General features: G+C 58.5%; 16 protein-coding genes. 14 read left to right on the top strand and 2 right to left on the bottom strand.

The window, feature by feature from the left end; all coding sequences use genetic code 11:
- The first annotated feature begins 65 nt into the window (after positions 1-65).
- On the top strand, positions 66-470 hold the full coding sequence (fur, locus tag ACIQY3_RS33845) for a ferric iron uptake transcriptional regulator (protein ID WP_003197684.1): 405 nt from the start codon (positions 66-68) through the stop codon (positions 468-470).
- A gap of 75 nt (positions 471-545) precedes the next feature.
- On the opposite strand, the gene recN is transcribed toward fur, so the two are convergent.
- Entirely contained in the window at positions 546-2,219 is a 1,674-nt protein-coding gene (recN, locus tag ACIQY3_RS33840; protein ID WP_054616167.1) for a DNA repair protein RecN, read from the bottom strand.
- 241 nt (positions 2,220-2,460) lie between these two features.
- Here recN and grpE point away from each other — a divergent pair, with 241 nt between their 5' ends.
- From grpE to ACIQY3_RS33800, 8 genes are all read left to right on the top strand, one after another.
- Complete coding sequence (grpE, locus tag ACIQY3_RS33835; protein WP_123516483.1) at positions 2,461-3,027, top strand: nucleotide exchange factor GrpE; 567 nt, start codon at positions 2,461-2,463, stop codon at positions 3,025-3,027.
- A 102-nt stretch (positions 3,028-3,129) separates the two neighbouring features.
- Positions 3,130-5,046 (top strand): molecular chaperone DnaK, encoded by a 1,917-nt coding sequence (gene dnaK / locus ACIQY3_RS33830; RefSeq protein WP_123405132.1) that lies wholly within the window; start codon positions 3,130-3,132, stop codon positions 5,044-5,046.
- A 296-nt stretch (positions 5,047-5,342) separates the two neighbouring features.
- Positions 5,343-6,467, top strand: coding sequence for a molecular chaperone DnaJ (gene dnaJ / locus ACIQY3_RS33825; protein ID WP_007933514.1), 1,125 nt, complete (start codon positions 5,343-5,345; stop codon positions 6,465-6,467).
- Positions 6,468-6,476: 9 nt separating this feature from the next.
- Complete coding sequence (dapB, locus tag ACIQY3_RS33820; RefSeq protein WP_403028916.1) at positions 6,477-7,283, top strand: 4-hydroxy-tetrahydrodipicolinate reductase; 807 nt, start codon at positions 6,477-6,479, stop codon at positions 7,281-7,283.
- Positions 7,284-7,542: 259 nt separating this feature from the next.
- On the top strand, positions 7,543-8,679 hold the full coding sequence (carA, locus tag ACIQY3_RS33815) for a glutamine-hydrolyzing carbamoyl-phosphate synthase small subunit (RefSeq protein ID WP_054050057.1): 1,137 nt from the start codon (positions 7,543-7,545) through the stop codon (positions 8,677-8,679).
- Between the two features lie 117 nt (positions 8,680-8,796).
- Entirely contained in the window at positions 8,797-12,018 is a 3,222-nt protein-coding gene (gene carB, locus ACIQY3_RS33810) for a carbamoyl-phosphate synthase large subunit (RefSeq protein ID WP_401330575.1), read from the top strand.
- Positions 12,015-12,491 (top strand): transcription elongation factor GreA, encoded by a 477-nt coding sequence (greA, locus tag ACIQY3_RS33805; protein ID WP_054050053.1) that lies wholly within the window; start codon positions 12,015-12,017, stop codon positions 12,489-12,491. The genes carB and greA overlap by 4 nt, the downstream gene beginning before the upstream one ends.
- Positions 12,492-12,519: 28 nt before the next feature.
- Positions 12,520-12,924, top strand: a complete 405-nt coding sequence (locus ACIQY3_RS33800; RefSeq protein WP_403028911.1) for an MFS transporter — start codon at positions 12,520-12,522, stop codon at positions 12,922-12,924.
- Positions 12,925-12,933: 9 nt separating this feature from the next.
- On the opposite strand, the gene ACIQY3_RS33795 is transcribed toward ACIQY3_RS33800, so the two are convergent.
- Entirely contained in the window at positions 12,934-13,242 is a 309-nt protein-coding gene (locus ACIQY3_RS33795; protein ID WP_123405145.1) for a YhbY family RNA-binding protein, read from the bottom strand.
- A gap of 105 nt (positions 13,243-13,347) precedes the next feature.
- Here ACIQY3_RS33795 and rlmE point away from each other — a divergent pair, with 105 nt between their 5' ends.
- The 5 genes from rlmE to tpiA form a co-directional block, all read left to right on the top strand.
- Positions 13,348-13,977, top strand: a complete 630-nt coding sequence (rlmE, locus tag ACIQY3_RS33790; protein ID WP_403028907.1) for a 23S rRNA (uridine(2552)-2'-O)-methyltransferase RlmE — start codon at positions 13,348-13,350, stop codon at positions 13,975-13,977.
- A 202-nt stretch (positions 13,978-14,179) separates the two neighbouring features.
- Positions 14,180-16,093, top strand: coding sequence for an ATP-dependent zinc metalloprotease FtsH (ftsH, locus tag ACIQY3_RS33785; RefSeq protein ID WP_054050044.1), 1,914 nt, complete (start codon positions 14,180-14,182; stop codon positions 16,091-16,093).
- Positions 16,094-16,101: 8 nt separating this feature from the next.
- The gene (folP, locus tag ACIQY3_RS33780; RefSeq protein WP_403028902.1) at positions 16,102-16,953 is read left to right on the top strand and encodes a dihydropteroate synthase; all 852 of its coding nucleotides are present in this window, start codon (positions 16,102-16,104) and stop codon (positions 16,951-16,953) included.
- A gap of 16 nt (positions 16,954-16,969) precedes the next feature.
- The gene (gene glmM / locus ACIQY3_RS33775; RefSeq protein WP_403028900.1) at positions 16,970-18,307 is read left to right on the top strand and encodes a phosphoglucosamine mutase; all 1,338 of its coding nucleotides are present in this window, start codon (positions 16,970-16,972) and stop codon (positions 18,305-18,307) included.
- Between the two features lie 66 nt (positions 18,308-18,373).
- Positions 18,374-19,051, top strand: a 678-nt coding sequence (tpiA, locus tag ACIQY3_RS33770) for a triose-phosphate isomerase (protein ID WP_403028897.1), incomplete at its 3' end; no start/stop codon positions are given.

Raw genomic sequence — 19,051 nt, 5'->3', positions numbered from 1 at the left:
TACGTATACGCCTATCATACGCGGATTTAGAGACGCTGCGAATCAGCATCGCGAGAAAGCTGACCTTGGTTGAAAATAGCGAACTACGCAAAGCCGGCCTCAAAGTGACCCTGCCACGGGTCAAAATTCTGCAAATGCTCGATTCCGCCGAGCAACGCCACATGAGTGCCGAGGATGTCTACAAGGCGCTGATGGAGGCTGGTGAGGACGTCGGTCTGGCCACGGTTTACCGTGTACTGACTCAGTTCGAGGCAGCTGGGCTTGTGGTGCGACACAACTTCGACGGCGGTCACGCGGTCTTCGAACTGGACGACGGCAAGCATCACGACCATATGGTCAACGTCGAAACCAGTGAAGTGATCGAATTCTTCGACGAAGAAATCGAGCGTCTTCAGAAGGCTATCGTCGATAAGTATGGTTTCGAGATGGTGGATCACAATCTCGTGCTGTACGTACGCAAGAAAAAGTAAGCCTGTCGCGCGAACAGGATGTTCGCGAAACGAGCGAAGGCGACCCAAGGGTCGCCTTCGTGCTTTCTGCTGATCTTAAATCTTGGCGGTGATGACCATTTTCTTCGCGTGAGCCAGGGATTCCTTCGTCAGATCAATCCCCCCGAGCATGCGCGCGACTTCTTCGACACGATCATTCTTGCTCAGCTTGGACACGGCCGTATGGGTTGCATCCTCGCCGCGCACCTTATGCACGAATAAATGCTGGTGACCCTGCGCCGCCACTTGCGGCAGGTGAGTCACGGTCAGCACCTGCCCGCGCTCTCCAAGTCGGCGTAGCAACTGGCCGACGATCTCCGCGGTAGGGCCGCCAATACCCACGTCCACTTCGTCGAACACGAGTGTCGGAACACGAGACGTCTGTGCGGTGATGACCTGGATCGCCAGGCTGATCCGCGACAGTTCGCCGCCCGACGCCACTTTTGCCAGGGCTTTCATGGGCTGCCCAGGGTTGGCGCTGACCAGTAGTTCTACCTGTTCAAGACCGTTGGGTAACAGTTCATTGCTGCTGTTGGGGCGCAATTCGATGGTGAAGCGCCCGCCAGGCATGCCCAGGCGCTGGATTTCCTGTTCCACGGCACTGGCCAGGCTGCCCGAGGCCTGATGGCGCAGGTCGCTCAGGTCGCGGGCCTTCTCTTGATAATGACGGGCATAGGACGCGAGTTCATCGCTCAAGCGTTCGATGGATTCGTCATTAGCATTCAGGGTTTCGATTTCATCCAGCAGCTTTTGCTGCATCTCGGCCACTTCGGTCGGTTGGATGCGGTGTTTGCGCGCCAGGGTGTAGATCGCATCGAGGCGTTCTTCCAGGTATTGGAGGCGCGCTGGATCGGCGTCGAAGTTATCAAGGAAGCGGTTGAGTTCGCCGACGGCTTCTTCCACCTGAATCTGCGCGCTGGTGAGTAGGCTGCTGGCTTCACCCAGGGCGCCGATCGAGTTGTTCACGCTCGACAAGCGATTGAGGCTGGCGGTCAGGGCGTTCAGCACATTGCCGGAATCACTCTCGCTGCATTGCTCGACCACTTGTCGGCAGATGCCCAACAGGGTTTCGGCGTTGGTCAGGTTTTTGTGTTCCTGCTCCAGTTGCTCCAGCTCGTTTTCACCGAGGCCGAGGTTTTCCAGCTCTTCGAGCTGATAGCTAAGCAATTGATGGCGAGCGCGCTGCTCATCGCCGGAATTGGACAGGCGTTCCAGCTCCTGGCGGGTCTGGCGCCAGCGCTGGGCGGCCAGTTGCACCTGACGGGCGAGATCCGTAGCGCCGGCGTACTCGTCAAGCAGACGGCGATGGGTATCGGTCTTGAGCAGGGATTGGTGTTCGTGCTGGCTGTGAATGTCGATCAGCAGCTCGCCCAGGGACTTGAGGTCGCCGAGCGGGCAGGGCGTGCCGTTGATATAGCCGCGTGATCGACCTTCGGCGGTAATCACCCGGCGCAGGATGCACGGGCCGTCGCTTTCCAGGTCGCGCTCGGCCAGCCAGGCACTGGCTTCCGGGATATCGACCAGGTCGAAAGTCGCCAGAATGTCGGCCTTGTCGGCACCGGGGCGGACGACGCCACTGTCGGCGCGATCACCCAGGGTCAGGCCCAGGGCGTCGAGCATGATCGACTTGCCGGCGCCGGTTTCCCCTGTGATCACGCTCATCCCGCGATCGAGTTCGAGATCGAGATGTTCAACGATGGCGTAGTTATGTACGGACAGGTGCACCAGCATAAAGGCCGCTCCCAGGCTTTAGGTCTGGTTATTTATACAGTGTTTTGTTTCTGGCTGACAATGCCCTCCCTTAGCTCGATTTGCTTGATCCGACGAAATCGTTAGCGCATCGAGGAATGACAATGCAGCTCTTTTTGTAGGGTTAATCCTTTCCCGCCCCTTGAAGCTGAATTTTGCGGCCCCATATAGCTGGGCAGAAGCGCGAGTTGAGCTCGCGGACGATATTGAAAGGAGAAATTCTATGGCTGACGAACAGACAGTGGATACGCAAAATCTCGACGCCGATCAGGCTGCCCAGGTTTCGGGTGATGAGCTGGCGGCTCGTGTACAAGTGCTCGAAGAGCAATTGGCTGGTGCTCACGATCAGGCTTTGCGTGTAGCGGCTGATCTGCAGAACGTCCGCCGTCGCGCCGAGCAGGATGTCGAAAAGGCTCACAAGTTTGCGCTGGAAAAATTCGCCGGCGACCTGCTGCCGATCATCGACAGCCTGGAGCGTGGCCTGGAGTTGTCCAACCCGGACGACGAAAGCATCCGCCCAATGCGCGAAGGCATCGAGCTGACCCTGAAAATGTTCCAGGACACCCTGAAGCGTTATCAGTTGGAAGCGATCGACCCGCATGGCGAACCGTTCAACGCCGTTCATCATCAGGCGATGGCCATGCAGGAAAGCGCCGATGTCGAGCCGAACAGCGTGCTCAAGGTGTTCCAGAAGGGTTACCAGCTCAACGGTCGCCTGCTGCGCCCGGCCATGGTTGTGGTCAGCAAGGCGCCTTCGCCAGTTTCGCCTTCGATTGACGAGCAGGCTTGAAATTAGCCGCAAGGCCCCCATTTAGAAGTCAAGCGTTTAAGTGCTACCGCAGTTAGCCACCACTGCTGCGGCAACCAAATCCAAAGTTTCGGGAGAGTTAACATGGGCAAAATTATCGGTATCGACCTGGGGACTACCAACTCCTGCGTCTCCGTGCTGGAAAACGGCGTAGCCAAAGTTATTGAAAACGCTGAAGGCGCGCGTACCACGCCGTCGATCATCGCGTATGCCAACGATGGCGAAATCCTCGTTGGTCAGTCGGCCAAGCGTCAGGCTGTGACCAATCCGCACAACACCCTGTACGCGGTGAAGCGTTTGATCGGTCGTAAGTTCGACGAAGAAGTCGTACAGAAAGACATCAAGATGGTCCCGTACAAAATCGCCAAGGCTGACAACGGCGACGCATGGGTTGAAGTGAACGGCCAGAAAATGTCGCCGCCACAGATCTCGGCTGAAATCCTGAAGAAAATGAAGAAGACCGCCGAAGACTACCTCGGCGAGCCAGTGACCGAAGCGGTAATCACCGTTCCGGCCTACTTCAACGACAGCCAGCGCCAGGCGACCAAAGACGCCGGCCGCATCGCGGGTCTGGACGTTAAACGTATCATCAACGAACCAACCGCAGCCGCTCTGGCTTACGGCATGGACAAGGCGAAGGGCGATCACACCGTGATCGTTTACGACTTGGGCGGCGGTACTTTCGACGTTTCCGTGATCGAAATCGCTGAAGTCGATGGCGAGCACCAGTTCGAAGTATTGGCCACCAACGGTGACACGTTCCTGGGCGGTGAAGACTTTGACATTCGTCTGATCGACTACCTCGTTGACGAATTCAAGAAAGAAAGCGGCATGAACCTTAAAGGTGACCCGCTGGCCATGCAGCGCCTGAAAGAAGCCGCTGAAAAAGCCAAGATTGAACTGTCTTCGAGCAATTCGACCGACGTGAACCTGCCGTACATCACTGCAGACGCCACCGGTCCTAAGCACTTGAACGTGAAAATCTCCCGCGCCAAGCTCGAAGCGCTGGTGGAAGACCTGGTTCAACGCACCATCGAACCTTGCCGCATCGCTCTGAAAGACTCCGGTATCGACGTTGGCGCCATCAACGACGTGATCCTGGTTGGCGGTCAGACCCGTATGCCACTGGTTCAGAAGCTGGTCACCGAGTTCTTCGGTAAAGAAGCGCGTAAAGACGTGAACCCGGACGAAGCCGTTGCCATGGGTGCTGCTATCCAGGGCGCCGTATTGGCCGGCGACGTGAAAGACGTTCTGCTGCTGGACGTCAGCCCGCTGACCCTGGGTATCGAAACCATGGGCGGCGTGATGACCGCGCTGATCGAGAAAAACACCACGATTCCTACCAAGAAATCGCAAGTGTTCTCGACTGCCGACGACAACCAGGGCGCTGTGACCATTCACGTGCTGCAAGGTGAGCGTAAGCAAGCGGCCCAGAACAAGTCCCTGGGCAAGTTCGACCTGGCCGAGATTCCACCAGCACCACGTGGCGTGCCACAAATCGAAGTGACCTTCGACATCGACGCCAACGGCATTCTGCACGTAGGCGCCAAAGACAAGGCTACTGGCAAGACTCAGTCGATCGTGATCAAGGCCAACTCCGGTCTGTCCGAGGAAGAAATTCAGCAGATGATTCGCGATGCTGAAGCCAACGTCGACGCTGACCGTCAGTTCGAAGAGCTGGCCGCTGCCCGTAACCAGGGCGATGCACTGGTTCACTCGACGCGCAAAATGGTCGCTGATGCTGGCGACAAAGTAAGCGCTGAAGAGAAGACTGCAATCGAAGCTGCTGTTGTAGCCCTGGAAGCCGCTGTCAAAGGCGACGACAAGGCTGCGATCGACGCCAAGGTTGAAGAACTGTCGAAAGTCTCCGCGCCAGTGGCTCAGAAAATGTACGCCGAGCAGGCTCAGCCAGCTGAAGGCGCTGCACCGCACGACGAAAAAGCTGAAAAAGCTGACGACGTTGTCGATGCTGAGTTCGAAGAAGTCAAAGACCACAAGTAAGTTGTTGGTCGGCCGGTTGACTGCCTTTGGGCAGTGACTGGTAGGATGTCGCCGCGCGGGGGCTTGCTCCCGCGTTGGCGTGTCTGGAGTTAACGAATTTTTACAGCATGCGACAACGTTCGGATGTTGGTGGTATGGCCGAGGATGCTCCTGCTTTTCGAGCCGCAAGTACCGCAATGAACAAAGACCAGGATCGTTGAATTGACGTGAGTTGGGTCCGGGCCTGTATTGGGGCTCAACGAGTTTGGCGAAGCTCAGGAGGGATTTGCCGAACGTCCTTAAGAGTGCAAAGACTTATGGCAAAGCGTGACTATTACGAAGTATTGGGTGTTGAGCGCGGCTCAAGCGAAGCGGACCTGAAAAAGGCCTACCGTCGCCTGGCGATGAAGCATCACCCGGACCGTAATCCTGACGACAAAGCGTCGGAAGAGATGTTCAAGGAGGCCAACGAGGCCTACGAAGTGCTGTCCGATTCCAGCAAGCGCGCGGCGTACGACCAGTACGGTCACGCCGGTGTCGACCCGAGCATGGGTGGCGGCGGTGCCGGGTTTGGCGGTCAGAACTTCTCCGACATCTTTGGTGATGTCTTCAGTGACTTCTTCGGTGGCGGTCGCGGCGGTTCCCGTGGCGGTGCCCAGCGCGGCAGCGACCTGCGCTATACCCTGGAGCTGAACCTGGAAGAAGCAGTGCGCGGCACGACCGTGAATATCCGCGTTCCGACACTGGTCAACTGCAAGCCCTGCGACGGTTCGGGTGCCAAGAAAGGTTCCTCGCCGATCACCTGCCCAACGTGCGGTGGTATCGGTCAGGTTCGCATGCAGCAAGGCTTCTTCTCGGTGCAGCAAACCTGCCCGCGCTGCCATGGCCAGGGCAAGATCATTTCCGATCCGTGCGATTCCTGCCACGGCGAAGGTCGTGTCGAAGAGTACAAGACCCTTTCCGTGAAGGTGCCGGCCGGTGTTGATACCGGTGACCGCATTCGCCTGTCCGGTGAAGGCGAGGCGGGCGCCCAGGGTGGCCCGACTGGCGACCTGTACGTGGTGATCAATGTGCGCGAGCACGCGATCTTCCAGCGTGACGGCAAGCATCTGTTCTGCGAAGTACCGATCAGCTTTGTCGACGCGGCGTTGGGCGGCGAGCTGGAGATTCCGACCCTCGATGGCCGGGTCAAACTGAAAATCCCGGAAGGTACTCAGACCGGCAAGCAATTCCGTGTTCGCGGCAAGGGCGTTGCGCCCGTGCGTGGCGGCGGTGCTGGCGACCTGATGTGTCGTGTGGCGGTGGAAACCCCGGTCAACCTGGGCCGTCGTCAGCGCGAATTGCTCGAAGAGTTCCGCAGTTCCCTGGCGGACGACAACAGCCATTCGCCGAAAACCACCGGTTGGTTCGAAGGCGTGAAGCGTTTCTTCGGCGATTTGTAAGGAGTCGGCATGCGACGTATAGCTGTGATGGGCGCTGCCGGGCGCATGGGCAAGATCCTGGTCGAGGCGGTGCAGCAACGCGCGCCGCTGGCCGGCCTGACCGCGGCCATCGTGCGCCCTGGTAGCACGCTGATTGGCGTGGATGCTGGCGAGCTGGCTTCACTCGGGCGTATCGGCGTACCGCTGTCCGGTCATGTGGAGGCGGTGGCTGAAGAATTCGATGTGTTGATCGACTTCACGCTCCCGGAAGTGATGCTGAAAAACCTGGCGTTCTGCCGCAAGGCAGGCAAGGCCATGGTGATCGGCACCACTGGACTGGACGCCGCGCAGAAGCAGTTGCTGGCGGAGGCGGGCAAGGACATTCCGATCGTGTTCGCGGCTAATTTCAGCGTGGGTGTAAACCTGTCGCTGAAGCTGCTCGACATGGCGGCCCGTGTGCTGGGCGATGAGGCGGATATCGAGATTATCGAGGCCCATCATCGGCACAAGATCGATGCACCTTCTGGCACGGCGCTGCGCATGGGCGAAGTGATCGCCAGTGCGTTGGATCGTGATCTGCAGAAGGTGGCGGTCTATGGTCGTGAAGGCCATACCGGTGCCCGCGAGCGCGAAACCATTGGCTTCGCTACCGTTCGTGGTGGTGATGTGGTCGGCGATCACACCGTGCTGTTCGCCTGCGAGGGTGAGCGACTGGAAATCACGCACAAAGCGTCCAGCCGCATGACCTTCGCCAAGGGTGCGGTGCGTGCAGCATTGTGGCTGGATGGGCGCGAGCCTGGCCTCTACGACATGCAAGACGTGCTCGACCTGCGTTAAGATGCGCCCGAAATCGGGTTCAAACAGTGTGTTTGAGCCCGGTTTTATTCCGCCAAGCGACGTCCTGTCGCATTCCATGGCCTTTCAGGCTCATTGGCGGTAGACCAAAAATGCCTTTTTCTGTAAGCTACAGCTTTAGTGTGTCCACTAAAAGCGCGCAGAATAATTCGGTGAAGAAGCGGGGTGACGTGTCCATACGTCACTCCGCTTTTTTACAACCTGCGATCGCCCTTTCAGGCGTTATTTACGGGAGGTCTTCTTGACTAAGCCAGCCATACTCGCCCTTGCTGATGGCAGCATTTTTCGCGGCGAAGCCATTGGAGCCGACGGTCAAACCGTTGGTGAGGTGGTGTTCAACACCGCCATGACCGGCTATCAGGAAATCCTTACCGATCCTTCCTACGCCCAACAGATCGTTACCCTGACTTACCCGCACATCGGCAACACCGGTACAACGCCGGAAGATGCCGAGTCCGACCGCGTATGGTCCGCTGGCCTGGTCATCCGTGACCTGCCGCTGGTTGCGAGTAACTGGCGTAACACGATGTCCCTGTCCGACTACCTGAAAGCCAACAACGTTGTGGCGATCGCGGGTATCGACACCCGTCGCCTGACGCGCATCCTGCGTGAGAAAGGCGCGCAGAACGGCTGCATCATGGCCGGCGACAACATCTCCGAAGAAGCTGCCATCGCCGCTGCCCAGGGTTTCCCTGGCCTCAAAGGCATGGACCTGGCGAAAGTCGTCAGCACCAAAGAGAAGTACGAGTGGCGCTCGACTGTCTGGGACTTGAAGACCGACAGCCACGCGACCATCGACGCCTCCGAGCTGCCGTACCACGTGGTGGCCTACGACTACGGCGTCAAGCTGAACATCCTGCGTATGCTGGTCGAGCGCGGCTGCCGCGTGACCGTGGTGCCGGCCCAGACCCCAGCGGCCGACGTCCTGGCGCTGAAGCCGGACGGCGTGTTCCTGTCCAACGGCCCGGGCGATCCTGAGCCTTGTGACTACGCGATCCAGGCGATCAAGGACGTGCTCGAAACCGAGATTCCGGTGTTCGGCATCTGCCTCGGTCACCAGCTGCTGGCCCTGGCCTCCGGCGCCAAGACCCTGAAAATGGGTCACGGCCATCACGGCGCGAACCACCCGGTCCAGGATCTGGACACCGGCGTTGTGATGATCACCAGCCAGAACCACGGTTTTGCGGTAGATGACGCGACCCTGCCAGCCAACGTCCGGGCGATCCACAAATCGCTGTTCGACGGCACCCTGCAAGGGATCGAGCGTACCGACAAGAGCGCCTTCAGCTTCCAGGGTCACCCTGAAGCCAGCCCTGGCCCGAACGACGTAGCGCCTCTGTTTGATCGCTTCATCAACGAAATGGCCAAGCGACGCTGATCGCTCGCCTTGATGCAGCAAAGCTTGAGGGTGGTCCCGACACCGGTGGCCCCCTCAGGCTTCACAGATTGAACAAGACGGCTTGCCGACTGACCTGCGGATTTGAGTGACAAACCCATGCCAAAACGTACAGACATAAAAAGCATCCTGATTCTCGGCGCTGGCCCGATCGTGATCGGCCAGGCCTGCGAATTCGACTACTCCGGCGCCCAGGCCTGTAAAGCCCTGCGCGAAGAGGGTTACCGCGTCATCCTGGTGAACTCCAACCCAGCGACCATCATGACCGACCCGGACATGGCTGACGCTACGTACATCGAGCCGATCAAGTGGCAGACCGTTGCCAAGATCATCGAGAAGGAGCGTCCGGACGCGCTGCTGCCAACCATGGGCGGCCAGACCGCTCTGAACTGCGCGCTGGACCTGGAGCGCGAAGGCGTTCTGGAGAAGTTCGGCGTAGAGATGATCGGCGCCAACGCTGACACCATCGACAAGGCGGAAGACCGCTCGCGCTTCGACAAGGCGATGAAATCCATCGGCCTGGATTGCCCGCGCTCGGGTATCGCCCACAGCATGGAAGAGGCCAACGCGGTCCTCGAAAAGCTCGGCTTCCCGTGCATCATCCGTCCGTCCTTCACCATGGGCGGCACCGGCGGCGGTATTGCTTACAACCGCGAAGAGTTCGAAGAAATCTGCGCCCGTGGTCTCGACTTGTCGCCGACCAAAGAACTGCTGATCGACGAATCCCTGATCGGCTGGAAAGAGTACGAGATGGAGGTTGTCCGCGATAAGAAGGACAACTGCATCATCGTCTGCTCCATCGAAAACTTTGACCCGATGGGCGTGCACACCGGTGACTCGATCACTGTTGCGCCAGCGCAGACCCTGACGGACAAGGAATACCAGATCATGCGTAACGCCTCCCTGGCGGTACTGCGTGAAATCGGCGTGGAAACCGGCGGCTCCAACGTTCAGTTCGGCATTTGCCCGGACACCGGCCGTATGGTCGTGATCGAGATGAACCCGCGTGTATCCCGCTCTTCGGCACTGGCCTCGAAAGCCACTGGTTTCCCGATCGCGCGTATCGCTGCCAAGCTGGCGATCGGCTACACCCTGGACGAGTTGCAGAACGAAATCACCGGCGGCGCTACGCCTGCGTCCTTCGAACCGTCCATCGACTACGTCGTGACCAAGCTGCCACGTTTCGCCTTCGAGAAATTCCCGAAAGCCGACGCACGCCTGACCACTCAAATGAAGTCGGTCGGTGAAGTCATGGCCATCGGCCGGACCTTCCAGGAATCCCTGCAGAAAGCTTTGCGCGGTCTGGAAGTGGGCGTTTGCGGTCTGGACGAGAAGCTCGACCTGAGCAATCCGGAAAGCATGAGCATCCTCAAGCGCGAACTGACCGTGCCGGGTGCCGAGCGTATCTGGTACGTGGCTGATGCCTTCCGCGCTGGTCTGTCGGTCGAAGACATCTTCGGCATGAACATGATCGACCCGTGGTTCCTGGTGCAGATCGAAGATCTGATCAAGGAAGAAGAGAAGGTCAAGACCCTGGGTCTGGCCAGCATCGACCGCGACCTGATGTTCAAGCTCAAGCGCAAAGGCTTCTCTGACATGCGTCTGGCCAAGCTGCTGGGCGTGACCGAGAAGGCTCTGCGTCGCCACCGCCACAAGCTGGAAGTGTTCCCGGTCTACAAGCGCGTTGACACCTGCGCGGCCGAGTTCGCCACTGACACTGCCTACATGTACTCGACCTACGAGGAAGAGTGCGAAGCCGCGCCGTCGGGCCGCGACAAGATCATGATCCTCGGCGGCGGTCCTAACCGTATCGGCCAGGGCATCGAGTTCGACTACTGCTGCGTACACGCCGCGCTGGCCCTGCGTGAAGACGGTTACGAGACCATCATGGTCAACTGCAACCCGGAAACCGTTTCCACCGACTACGACACCTCCGATCGCCTGTACTTCGAACCAGTGACCCTGGAAGACGTGCTGGAAATCTGCCGCGTCGAGAAGCCGAAAGGCGTGATCGTCCAGTACGGCGGCCAGACCCCGCTGAAACTGGCTCGCGCCCTGGAAGAAGCTGGCGTGCCAATCATCGGCACCAGCCCTGACGCCATCGACCGTGCCGAAGATCGTGAGCGCTTCCAGCAGATGGTTGAGCGCCTGAACCTGCGTCAGCCGCCAAACGCCACCGTGCGCAGCGAAGACGAAGCGATTCGTGCCGCTGCCAAGATCGGTTACCCGCTGGTGGTTCGTCCGTCCTACGTACTGGGCGGCCGCGCGATGGAAATCGTTTACGAAGAAGAAGAGCTCAAGCGCTACCTGCGAGACGCGGTGAAAGTGTCCAACGACAGTCCGGTGCTGCTCGACCACTTCCTCAACTGCGCCATCGAAATGGATGTGGATGCGGTCTGCGACGGCACCGACGTTGTGATCGGCGCGATCATGCAGCACATCGAGCAGGCCGGTGTTCACTCCGGTGACTCCGCGTGCTCCCTGCCGCCGTACTCGCTGCCTGGCCACATCCAGGACGAGATGCGCGAACAGGTCAAGAAAATGGCCCTGGAACTGGGCGTTGTCGGCCTGATGAACGTTCAGTTGGCGCTGCAAGGCGAAGACATCTACGTCATCGAAGTCAACCCGCGCGCTTCCCGGACCGTACCGTTCGTGTCCAAGTGCATCGGCGTTTCCCTGGCCATGATCGCGGCTCGCGTGATGGCCGGTAAAACCTTGAAAGAAATTGGCTTCACCAAGGAAATCATTCCGAACTTCTACAGCGTGAAAGAGGCGGTGTTCCCATTCGCCAAATTCCCTGGCGTGGACCCGATCCTGGGCCCAGAGATGAAGTCCACCGGTGAAGTGATGGGTGTGGGCGATACCTTCGGCGAAGCCTTCGCCAAGGCCCAGATGGGCGCCAGCGAAGTGCTGCCGACCGGCGGTACCGCGTTCATCAGCGTGCGTGATGACGACAAGCCACTGGTTGCAGGCGTGGCTCGTGATCTGATCAACTTGGGCTTCGAAGTGGTCGCCACTGCCGGTACTGCCAAGCTGATCGAAGCCGCAGGACTGAAAGTGCGTCGTGTGAACAAGGTGACCGAAGGTCGTCCTCACGTGGTCGACATGATCAAGAATGACGAAGTCACCCTGATCATCAACACCACCGAAGGTCGTCAGTCGATCGCTGACTCCTACTCCATTCGTCGTAATGCCTTGCAGCACAAGATCTACTGCACCACGACCATTGCTGCTGGCGAAGCTATCTGCGAAGCGCTGAAGTTCGGTCCCGAGAAGACCGTGCGCCGCTTGCAGGACCTACACGCAGGATTGAAGGCATGATCAAATACCCAATGACCGTCCAGGGTGCCAAAGCCCTGGAAGAAGAACACGCTCACCTGACCAAGGTCGTCCGTCCGAAGCTCAGCCAGGACATCGGCACGGCCCGCGAGTTGGGTGACCTGAAGGAAAACGCCGAATACCACGCTGCTCGCGAGCAGCAGGGTATGGTCGAGGCGCGGATCCGTGACATCGAAGGCCGCATGCAGAACGCGGTGATCATCGATGTCACGACCATTCCTCACACTGGCAAAGTGATTTTCGGCACCACCGTTGAAATTGCCAACGTCGAAACCGACGAAACCGTCACTTACCACATCGTGGGTGAGGACGAGGCTGACTTCAAACTGGGCAAGATTTCGGTGGGTTCGCCACTGGCTCGCGCCTTGATCGCTAAGGAAGAAGGTGACGTGGTCGCGGTCAAAACGCCTAGCGGCGTTATCGAGTACGAGATTGTCGAAGTCCGTCACATCTGAAAGAAGGCGTCCGCTTCGTGCGGGCGCCATGCTTTGGCAACTGACTCAGATGTTGTGGGTTGGCGGCCTGTGGTTGTTGCATATCGGTCTGCTGCCGGTGCTGGGCCAGATTGGCCTGGCGCCGCTGCTGATCGACGAAATTGAAGGCATGCTGGGTGCGCTGATGGTGGGATTCGCCACAGCGTGTGTGATTTTTCAGGCTTTGGTGCTGATTCAGGCCGAGGGCCTTGTCAGTCTATGGCGCGATATTCGCGGGCAACTGCTGCTGATGTCGCTGTATGCGTGCGGGATGTTTTTCATCGTGCGCATTGGCTGGCCGCAAGCGGTGCGCTGGGAAACGTTCAGCTATCTGGTGCTGGGATTTTCCGGGCTGGTGCTGGTATTGCAACCAGTGCCTGGATGGAGTGGCAGGGTGCGCGAAGCACACCCTTGACCCTTGTCATCACGCGAAGCGATGGACGTTCGACAGCTGCTTGTTGACGCTGAAGTTCTTGCGGTAAATCAATGCCATCTTGCCGATGACCTGAACCAGGTCCGCTTTGCCGGCCTTGCAAATTTCTGCAATGGTTGCCAGGCGGGATTCGCGATCGAGGATGTTGAGCTTGATTTTAATCAGCTCGTGATCCGCCAGCGCGCGTTCAAGTTCGGCTAACACACCTTCAGTCAAACCGTTGTCAGCCACAGTCAAAACTGGTTTCAGATGGTGGCCAATGGATTTGTATTGTTTCTTCTGCTCTGGTTTGAGCGGCATAATCTGACCCCTGCGTCTGATCTTGTAAAAAGCGGCGGCCAGTTTACCCGAGCGAGTCCGGGACCGCCCAGTTAATCACGACCCGTTTTATTTTCGAGGTGGCCCGTGGCCCGTTCCAAGACAAGCCTTAAGTGGCTGCAAAGACATGTCAATGATCCTTATGTGAAACAGGCGCAGAAGGATGGTTACCGCTCGCGTGCGAGTTACAAGCTTCTGGAGGTCCAGGAGAAATACAAACTGATCCGTCCGGGTATGAGCGTTGTCGACCTGGGAGCGGCGCCAGGCGGCTGGTCGCAGGTCACAAGTCGGCTGATCGGTGGTCAAGGGCGTCTGATCGCCTCGGACATCCTGGAAATGGACAGCATTCCGGACGTGACCTTCATCCAGGGTGACTTCACCCGGGACGACGTGCTCGCTCAGATCCTTGAAGCCGTGGGTAATTCGCAGGTGGACCTTGTGATTTCCGATATGGCCCCCAATATGAGTGGTACGCCTGAGGTGGACATGCCAAAAGCCATGTTTCTATGTGAGCTGGCTCTTGATCTGGCAGCTCGCATACTCAAGCCAGGTGGTAATTTCGTGATCAAGGTGTTTCAGGGCGAAGGGTTTGATGCTTACGTGAAGGACACTCGTCAGAAATTCGACAAGGTCCAGATGATCAAGCCGGACTCTTCCCGTGGCAGCTCCCGCGAGCAATACATGCTGGCTTGGGGCTACCGCGGCCGTAGTGAGTAAATCGAGGTTTTTCAGCGGGTCGATAGGTTTTTCGTATTTCGCCCCGTGGGCATTAGCGAATAATGTGTAGAAAGTGTTTCACAAAGGGTTACAGACGGCGCCTGCCAGAGCCGTAGGTAATGTAGTAAGTTAGGCCGGTGAATATCATGCGAAGCGCGCGCCAACAGCGGAGCTTGCTTCAGAGGGTAGTTAATTGAACGATATGGCAAAGAATCTGATCCTGTGGTTGATCATCGCGGCTGTCCTCGTGACGGTGATGAACAACTTCTCCAGCCCTAACGAGCCGCAGACCCTCAACTATTCCGACTTCATCCAGCAGGTCAAGGATGGCAAGGTCGAGCGCGTAGCCGTAGACGGCTATGTGATTACCGGCAAGCGCAACGATGGCGACAGCTTCAAGACCATTCGTCCGGCAATCCAGGACAATGGCCTGATTGGCGATCTGGTCGACAACCACGTAGTGGTTGAAGGCAAGCAGCCTGAACAGCAAAGCATCTGGACTCAGCTCCTGGTCGCAAGTTTTCCGATCCTGGTGATCATCGCCGTCTTCATGTTCTTCATGCGGCAGATGCAGGGCGGTGCCGGTGGCAAGGGCGGGCCGATGAGCTTCGGCAAGAGCAAGGCGCGCCTGCTCTCCGAAGACCAGGTGAAAACCACCCTGGGTGACGTTGCCGGTTGCGACGAAGCCAAGGAAGAAGTCGGTGAGCTGGTCGAGTTCCTGCGCGATCCAGGCAAGTTCCAGCGCCTGGGCGGTCGCATTCCTCGCGGTGTGCTGATGGTCGGTCCTCCGGGTACCGGTAAAACCTTGCTGGCCAAGGCGATTGCCGGCGAAGCCAAGGTGCCGTTCTTCACCATCTCCGGTTCCGATTTCGTCGAGATGTTCGTGGGTGTCGGTGCGAGCCGTGTCCGCGACATGTTCGAACAAGCCAAGAAACACGCGCCATGCATCATCTTCATCGATGAAATCGACGCCGTTGGTCGCCACCGTGGCGCCGGCATGGGTGGTGGTCACGATGAGCGCGAGCAGACTCTCAACCAGTTGCTGGTAGAGATGGACGGCTTCGAAATGAATGATGGCATCATCGTCATTGCCGCAACCAACCGTCCGGACGTGCTGGACCCTGCATTGCTGCGTCCAGGCCGTTTCGACCGTCAGGTTGTGGTTGGTCTGCCGGACATCCGTGGTCGTGAGCAGATTCTCAAGGTCCACATGCGCAAAGTGCCAATGGGTGACGATGTCGCTCCGGCCGTGATTGCTCGTGGTACACCTGGTTTCTCCGGTGCCGACCTGGCCAACCTGGTCAACGAAGCATCGTTGTTCGCTGCCCGTACCGGCAAGCGCATCGTCGAGATGAAGGAGTTTGAGCTGGCTAAAGACAAGATCATGATGGGCGCCGAGCGCAAATCGATGGTCATGTCCGAGAAAGAGAAGCAGAACACCGCTTACCACGAAGCTGGTCACGCTATCGTCGGTCGCGTCGTGCCTGAGCATGATCCGGTCTACAAAGTGTCGATCATTCCCCGTGGTCGTGCGCTGGGCGTGACCATGTTCCTGCCGGAAGAAGATCGCTACAGCCTGTCAAAGCGTGCACTGATCAGTCAGATCTGCTCGTTGTACGGCGGCCGTATTGCTGAAGAGATGACCCTGGGCTTCGACGGCGTTACCACCGGCGCATCCAACGACATCATGCGAGCAAGTCAGATTGCGCGGAACATGGTGACCAAATGGGGTCTGTCGGAAAAACTCGGTCCGTTGATGTATGCCGAAGAAGAGGGCGAAGTGTTCCTCGGTCGCGGCGGTGGCGGTCAGAGTGCAAGCTTCTCCGGTGAGACTGCCAAGCTGATCGATTCCGAAGTACGCAGCATCATTGATCAGTGCTACGGCACGGCCAAGCAGATCCTCACGGATAACCGTGACAAGCTCGACGCCATGGCAGATGCCCTGATGAAGTACGAGACGATCGATGCTGATCAGATCGATGACATCATGGCGGGTCGTACGCCACGTGAGCCGCGTGACTGGTCAGGCGGTGGTGCCGGCACATCCGGAACACCTCCGGTGGCGCAGGATCCGCGTCCGGAAACTCCGATTGGCGGTCCGGCTGCTGACGTTTAAGGTTTGAAATGACTTCTGTTCAGTCCCTGACCCGGTTGCCTTGCGGCAACCGGGTTCTTGATTTGGCCCATACGCATGTTATGGGCATTCTCAATGTCACTCCCGACTCCTTTTCCGATGGCGGCCGATACAGTCAGCTCGATGCGGCCTTGCGCCACGCCGAAGCGATGGTGGCGGCTGGCGCGACGCTGATTGATGTCGGGGGCGAGTCGACCCGGCCCGGTGCCAGGGCGGTTTCACCGCTCGAAGAGCTTGAGCGTGTTGCGCCGATCGTCGAGCGCATCAATCGTGAGCTGGATGTCATTATTTCTGTTGATACCTCCACGCCGGCTGTCATGCGCGAAACTGCACGACTGGGGGCGGGGTTGATCAATGATGTGCGTTCGTTGCGGCGTGACGGAGCCCTGGATGCGGCGGCGGCCACCGGTCTTCCTGTATGCCTGATGCATATGCTCGGCGAGCCGGGCGACATGCAGGACAATCCGCAGTATCGGGATGTGACGAAAGAAGTTGGCGAGTTTCTCGCCGAGCGCATGGAGCAATGTGCGTCGGTGGGGATTGCGGCCGAGCGGATTATTCTTGACCCGGGGTTTGGCTTCGCGAAAACCCTGCAGCACAATCTAAGCTTGTTTAAACATATGGAAGCCTTGCATGCCTTGGGGCGGCCCCTGTTAGTCGGGGTTTCGCGAAAGAGCATGATTGGGCAGGCGTTGAATCGTCCGGTTGGAGAGCGCCTTTTTGGCGGTCTGGCGCTCGCAGCGCTGGCTTCGGTCAAGGGGGCGCGTATATTGCGCGTCCACGATGTGGCCGAAACAGTCGATGTGGTGCGGATGATCGCCGCAGTGGAATCAGCCGAATAAGAATGATGGAGCACTTATGACGAAGAAATATTTTGGTACCGACGGCATTCGTGGTCGGGTCGGCGAATATCCGATCACCCCGGACTTCATGCTCAAACTCGGCTGGGCAGCTGGCATGGCATTCCGCAAAATGGGTGCGTGCAAGGTGCTGGTAGGCAAGGACACGCGTATCTCCGGGTACATGTTCGAGTCGGCGCTTGAAGCCGGGCTTACCTCCGCAGGCGCTGATGTGATGCTGCTGGGGCCGATGCCGACGCCTGCCATCGCTTATCTGACTCGGACGTTCCATGCCGAGGCCGGCATCGTGATCAGTGCTTCGCACAATCCTCATGATGACAATGGCATCAAATTTTTTTCCGGGAAGGGCACCAAGCTTCCGGACGAAGTCGAGCTGATGATCGAAGAGTTGCTCGATACCCCGATGACTGTGGTTGAGTCGAGCAAGATCGGTAAGGTATCGCGCATCAACGACGCATCGGGTCGTTATATTGAATTCTGCAAGAGCAGCGTCCCGACGGGCACCAGCTTCACCGGCCTGAAAATCGTGATCGACTGTGCCCATGGCGCGACCTACAAAGTGGCGCCTAGCGTATTTCGTGAGTTGGGCGCCGACGTTGTTGTGCTTTCCGCGCAGCCAAACGGCCTGAACATCAATGATAATTGCGGTTCGACCCATATGGGTCAGTTGCAAGCCGCGGTGCTGGCCGAGCATGCCGATCTGGGTATTGCCTTCGACGGTGATGGCGATCGGGTCCTGATGGTCGATCACACCGGCGCTGTCGTCGATGGCGACGAGCTGCTGTTCATCATTGCTCGCGATCTGCATGAGCGCGGCAAGTTGCAGGGCGGTGTAGTCGGTACGTTGATGAGCAACCTGGGGCTGGAACTGGCTCTGGCGGACCTGGCGATTCCTTTCGTGCGCGCCAATGTTGGTGACCGTTATGTGATCGCCGACCTGCTGGAACGCAACTGGCTGGTCGGAGGCGAGAACTCCGGACATATCGTCTGCTTCAACCACACCACCACCGGTGATGCAATCATCGCTGCGCTGCAGGTGTTGATGGCGCTGAAGACCCGCTCCGAAGGGTTGGCTCAAGCCCGCCAGGCGCTGCGCAAATGTCCGCAGGTGCTGATCAATGTCCGTTTCGGTGGTGGTGCGAGCCCCCTCGATCATCCATCGGTCAAGGAGGCCAGTGAGCGTGTCACCCAGGCCATGGCCGGTCGCGGGCGTGTGCTGTTGCGCAAGTCGGGGACAGAGCCGCTGGTGCGGGTGATGGTCGAAGGCGAGGACGAAACACAGGTTCGTGGTTATGCCGAAGAGCTGGCAAAACTGGTTACTGAAGTTTCTGCCTGAATTCGGCTTGCCAGCCATGATTGTGTTGGGTAACATCTGCGCCCACTTTGACCGACGAGGTACAGCATGCGTCGCCCTATGGTAGCTGGTAACTGGAAGATGCACGGTACCCGCGCCAGCGTCGCTGAGCTGATCGAAGGCTTGCGTAATCTGGCCTTGCCGAGCGGTGTTGATGTAGCGGTATTCCCGTCTTTCTTGCATGTCAATCAGGTGATTGACGGTCTGGAAGGCAAGTCGATCAAGGTCGGCGCGCAGAACGCTGCGGTGGAATCCAAACAAGGTGCACTGACTGGTGAGGTTGCTGCGAGTCAGTTGGCTGATGAAGGTTGCTCCCTGGTGCTCGTCGGACATTCCGAACGCCGCCAGATCATCGGCGAGAATGATGAAACACTCATTCGCAAGTTCGCAGCGGCACAGGCATGTGGCTTGATTCCGGTGTTGTGTATAGGGGAAACCCTTGAGCAGCGCGAAGCCGGTAAAACTCTTGAGGTTGTCGGGCGTCAGCTGGGCAGCATCATCGAGGGGCTGGGTGTTGAGGTTTTTGCAAAGGCAGTAATCGCTTACGAGCCGGTCTGGGCCATTGGCACTGGGCTGACTGCTTCGCCGCAACAGGCGCAGGATGTGCACGCAGCCATTCGCGCCCAGTTGGCGGCAGAGAATTCTGAAGTCGCACAAGGTGTGCGGCTTCTATACGGCGGCAGCGTGAAGGCGGCCAATGCGGTCGAACTGTTCGGCATGCCGGAT

The sequence above is a fragment of the Pseudomonas sp. NPDC096950 genome, from assembly GCF_044762525.1.
Taxonomy (GTDB): domain Bacteria; phylum Pseudomonadota; class Gammaproteobacteria; order Pseudomonadales; family Pseudomonadaceae; genus Aquipseudomonas.
Note: the sequence above shows the minus strand (reverse complement) of the source record. Positions and strands in the feature narration are given on the sequence as shown.

Excerpts from the sequence above, each read along its gene's own strand:
- recN (WP_054616167.1), bottom strand. The coding sequence starts at position 2,219 with ATGCTGGTGCACCTGTCCGTACATAACTACGCCATCGTTGAACATCTC.
- grpE (WP_123516483.1), top strand. The coding sequence starts at position 2,461 with ATGGCTGACGAACAGACAGTGGATACGCAAAATCTCGACGCCGATCAG.
- dnaK (WP_123405132.1), top strand. The coding sequence starts at position 3,130 with ATGGGCAAAATTATCGGTATCGACCTGGGGACTACCAACTCCTGCGTC.
- dnaJ (WP_007933514.1), top strand. The coding sequence starts at position 5,343 with ATGGCAAAGCGTGACTATTACGAAGTATTGGGTGTTGAGCGCGGCTCA.
- dapB (WP_403028916.1), top strand. The coding sequence starts at position 6,477 with ATGCGACGTATAGCTGTGATGGGCGCTGCCGGGCGCATGGGCAAGATC.
- carB (WP_401330575.1), top strand. The coding sequence starts at position 8,797 with ATGCCAAAACGTACAGACATAAAAAGCATCCTGATTCTCGGCGCTGGC.
- greA (WP_054050053.1), top strand. The coding sequence starts at position 12,015 with ATGATCAAATACCCAATGACCGTCCAGGGTGCCAAAGCCCTGGAAGAA.
- ACIQY3_RS33800 (WP_403028911.1), top strand. The coding sequence starts at position 12,520 with ATGCTTTGGCAACTGACTCAGATGTTGTGGGTTGGCGGCCTGTGGTTG.
- ACIQY3_RS33795 (WP_123405145.1), bottom strand. The coding sequence starts at position 13,242 with ATGCCGCTCAAACCAGAGCAGAAGAAACAATACAAATCCATTGGCCAC.
- ftsH (WP_054050044.1), top strand. The coding sequence starts at position 14,180 with ATGGCAAAGAATCTGATCCTGTGGTTGATCATCGCGGCTGTCCTCGTG.
- folP (WP_403028902.1), top strand. The coding sequence starts at position 16,102 with ATGACTTCTGTTCAGTCCCTGACCCGGTTGCCTTGCGGCAACCGGGTT.
- glmM (WP_403028900.1), top strand. The coding sequence starts at position 16,970 with ATGACGAAGAAATATTTTGGTACCGACGGCATTCGTGGTCGGGTCGGC.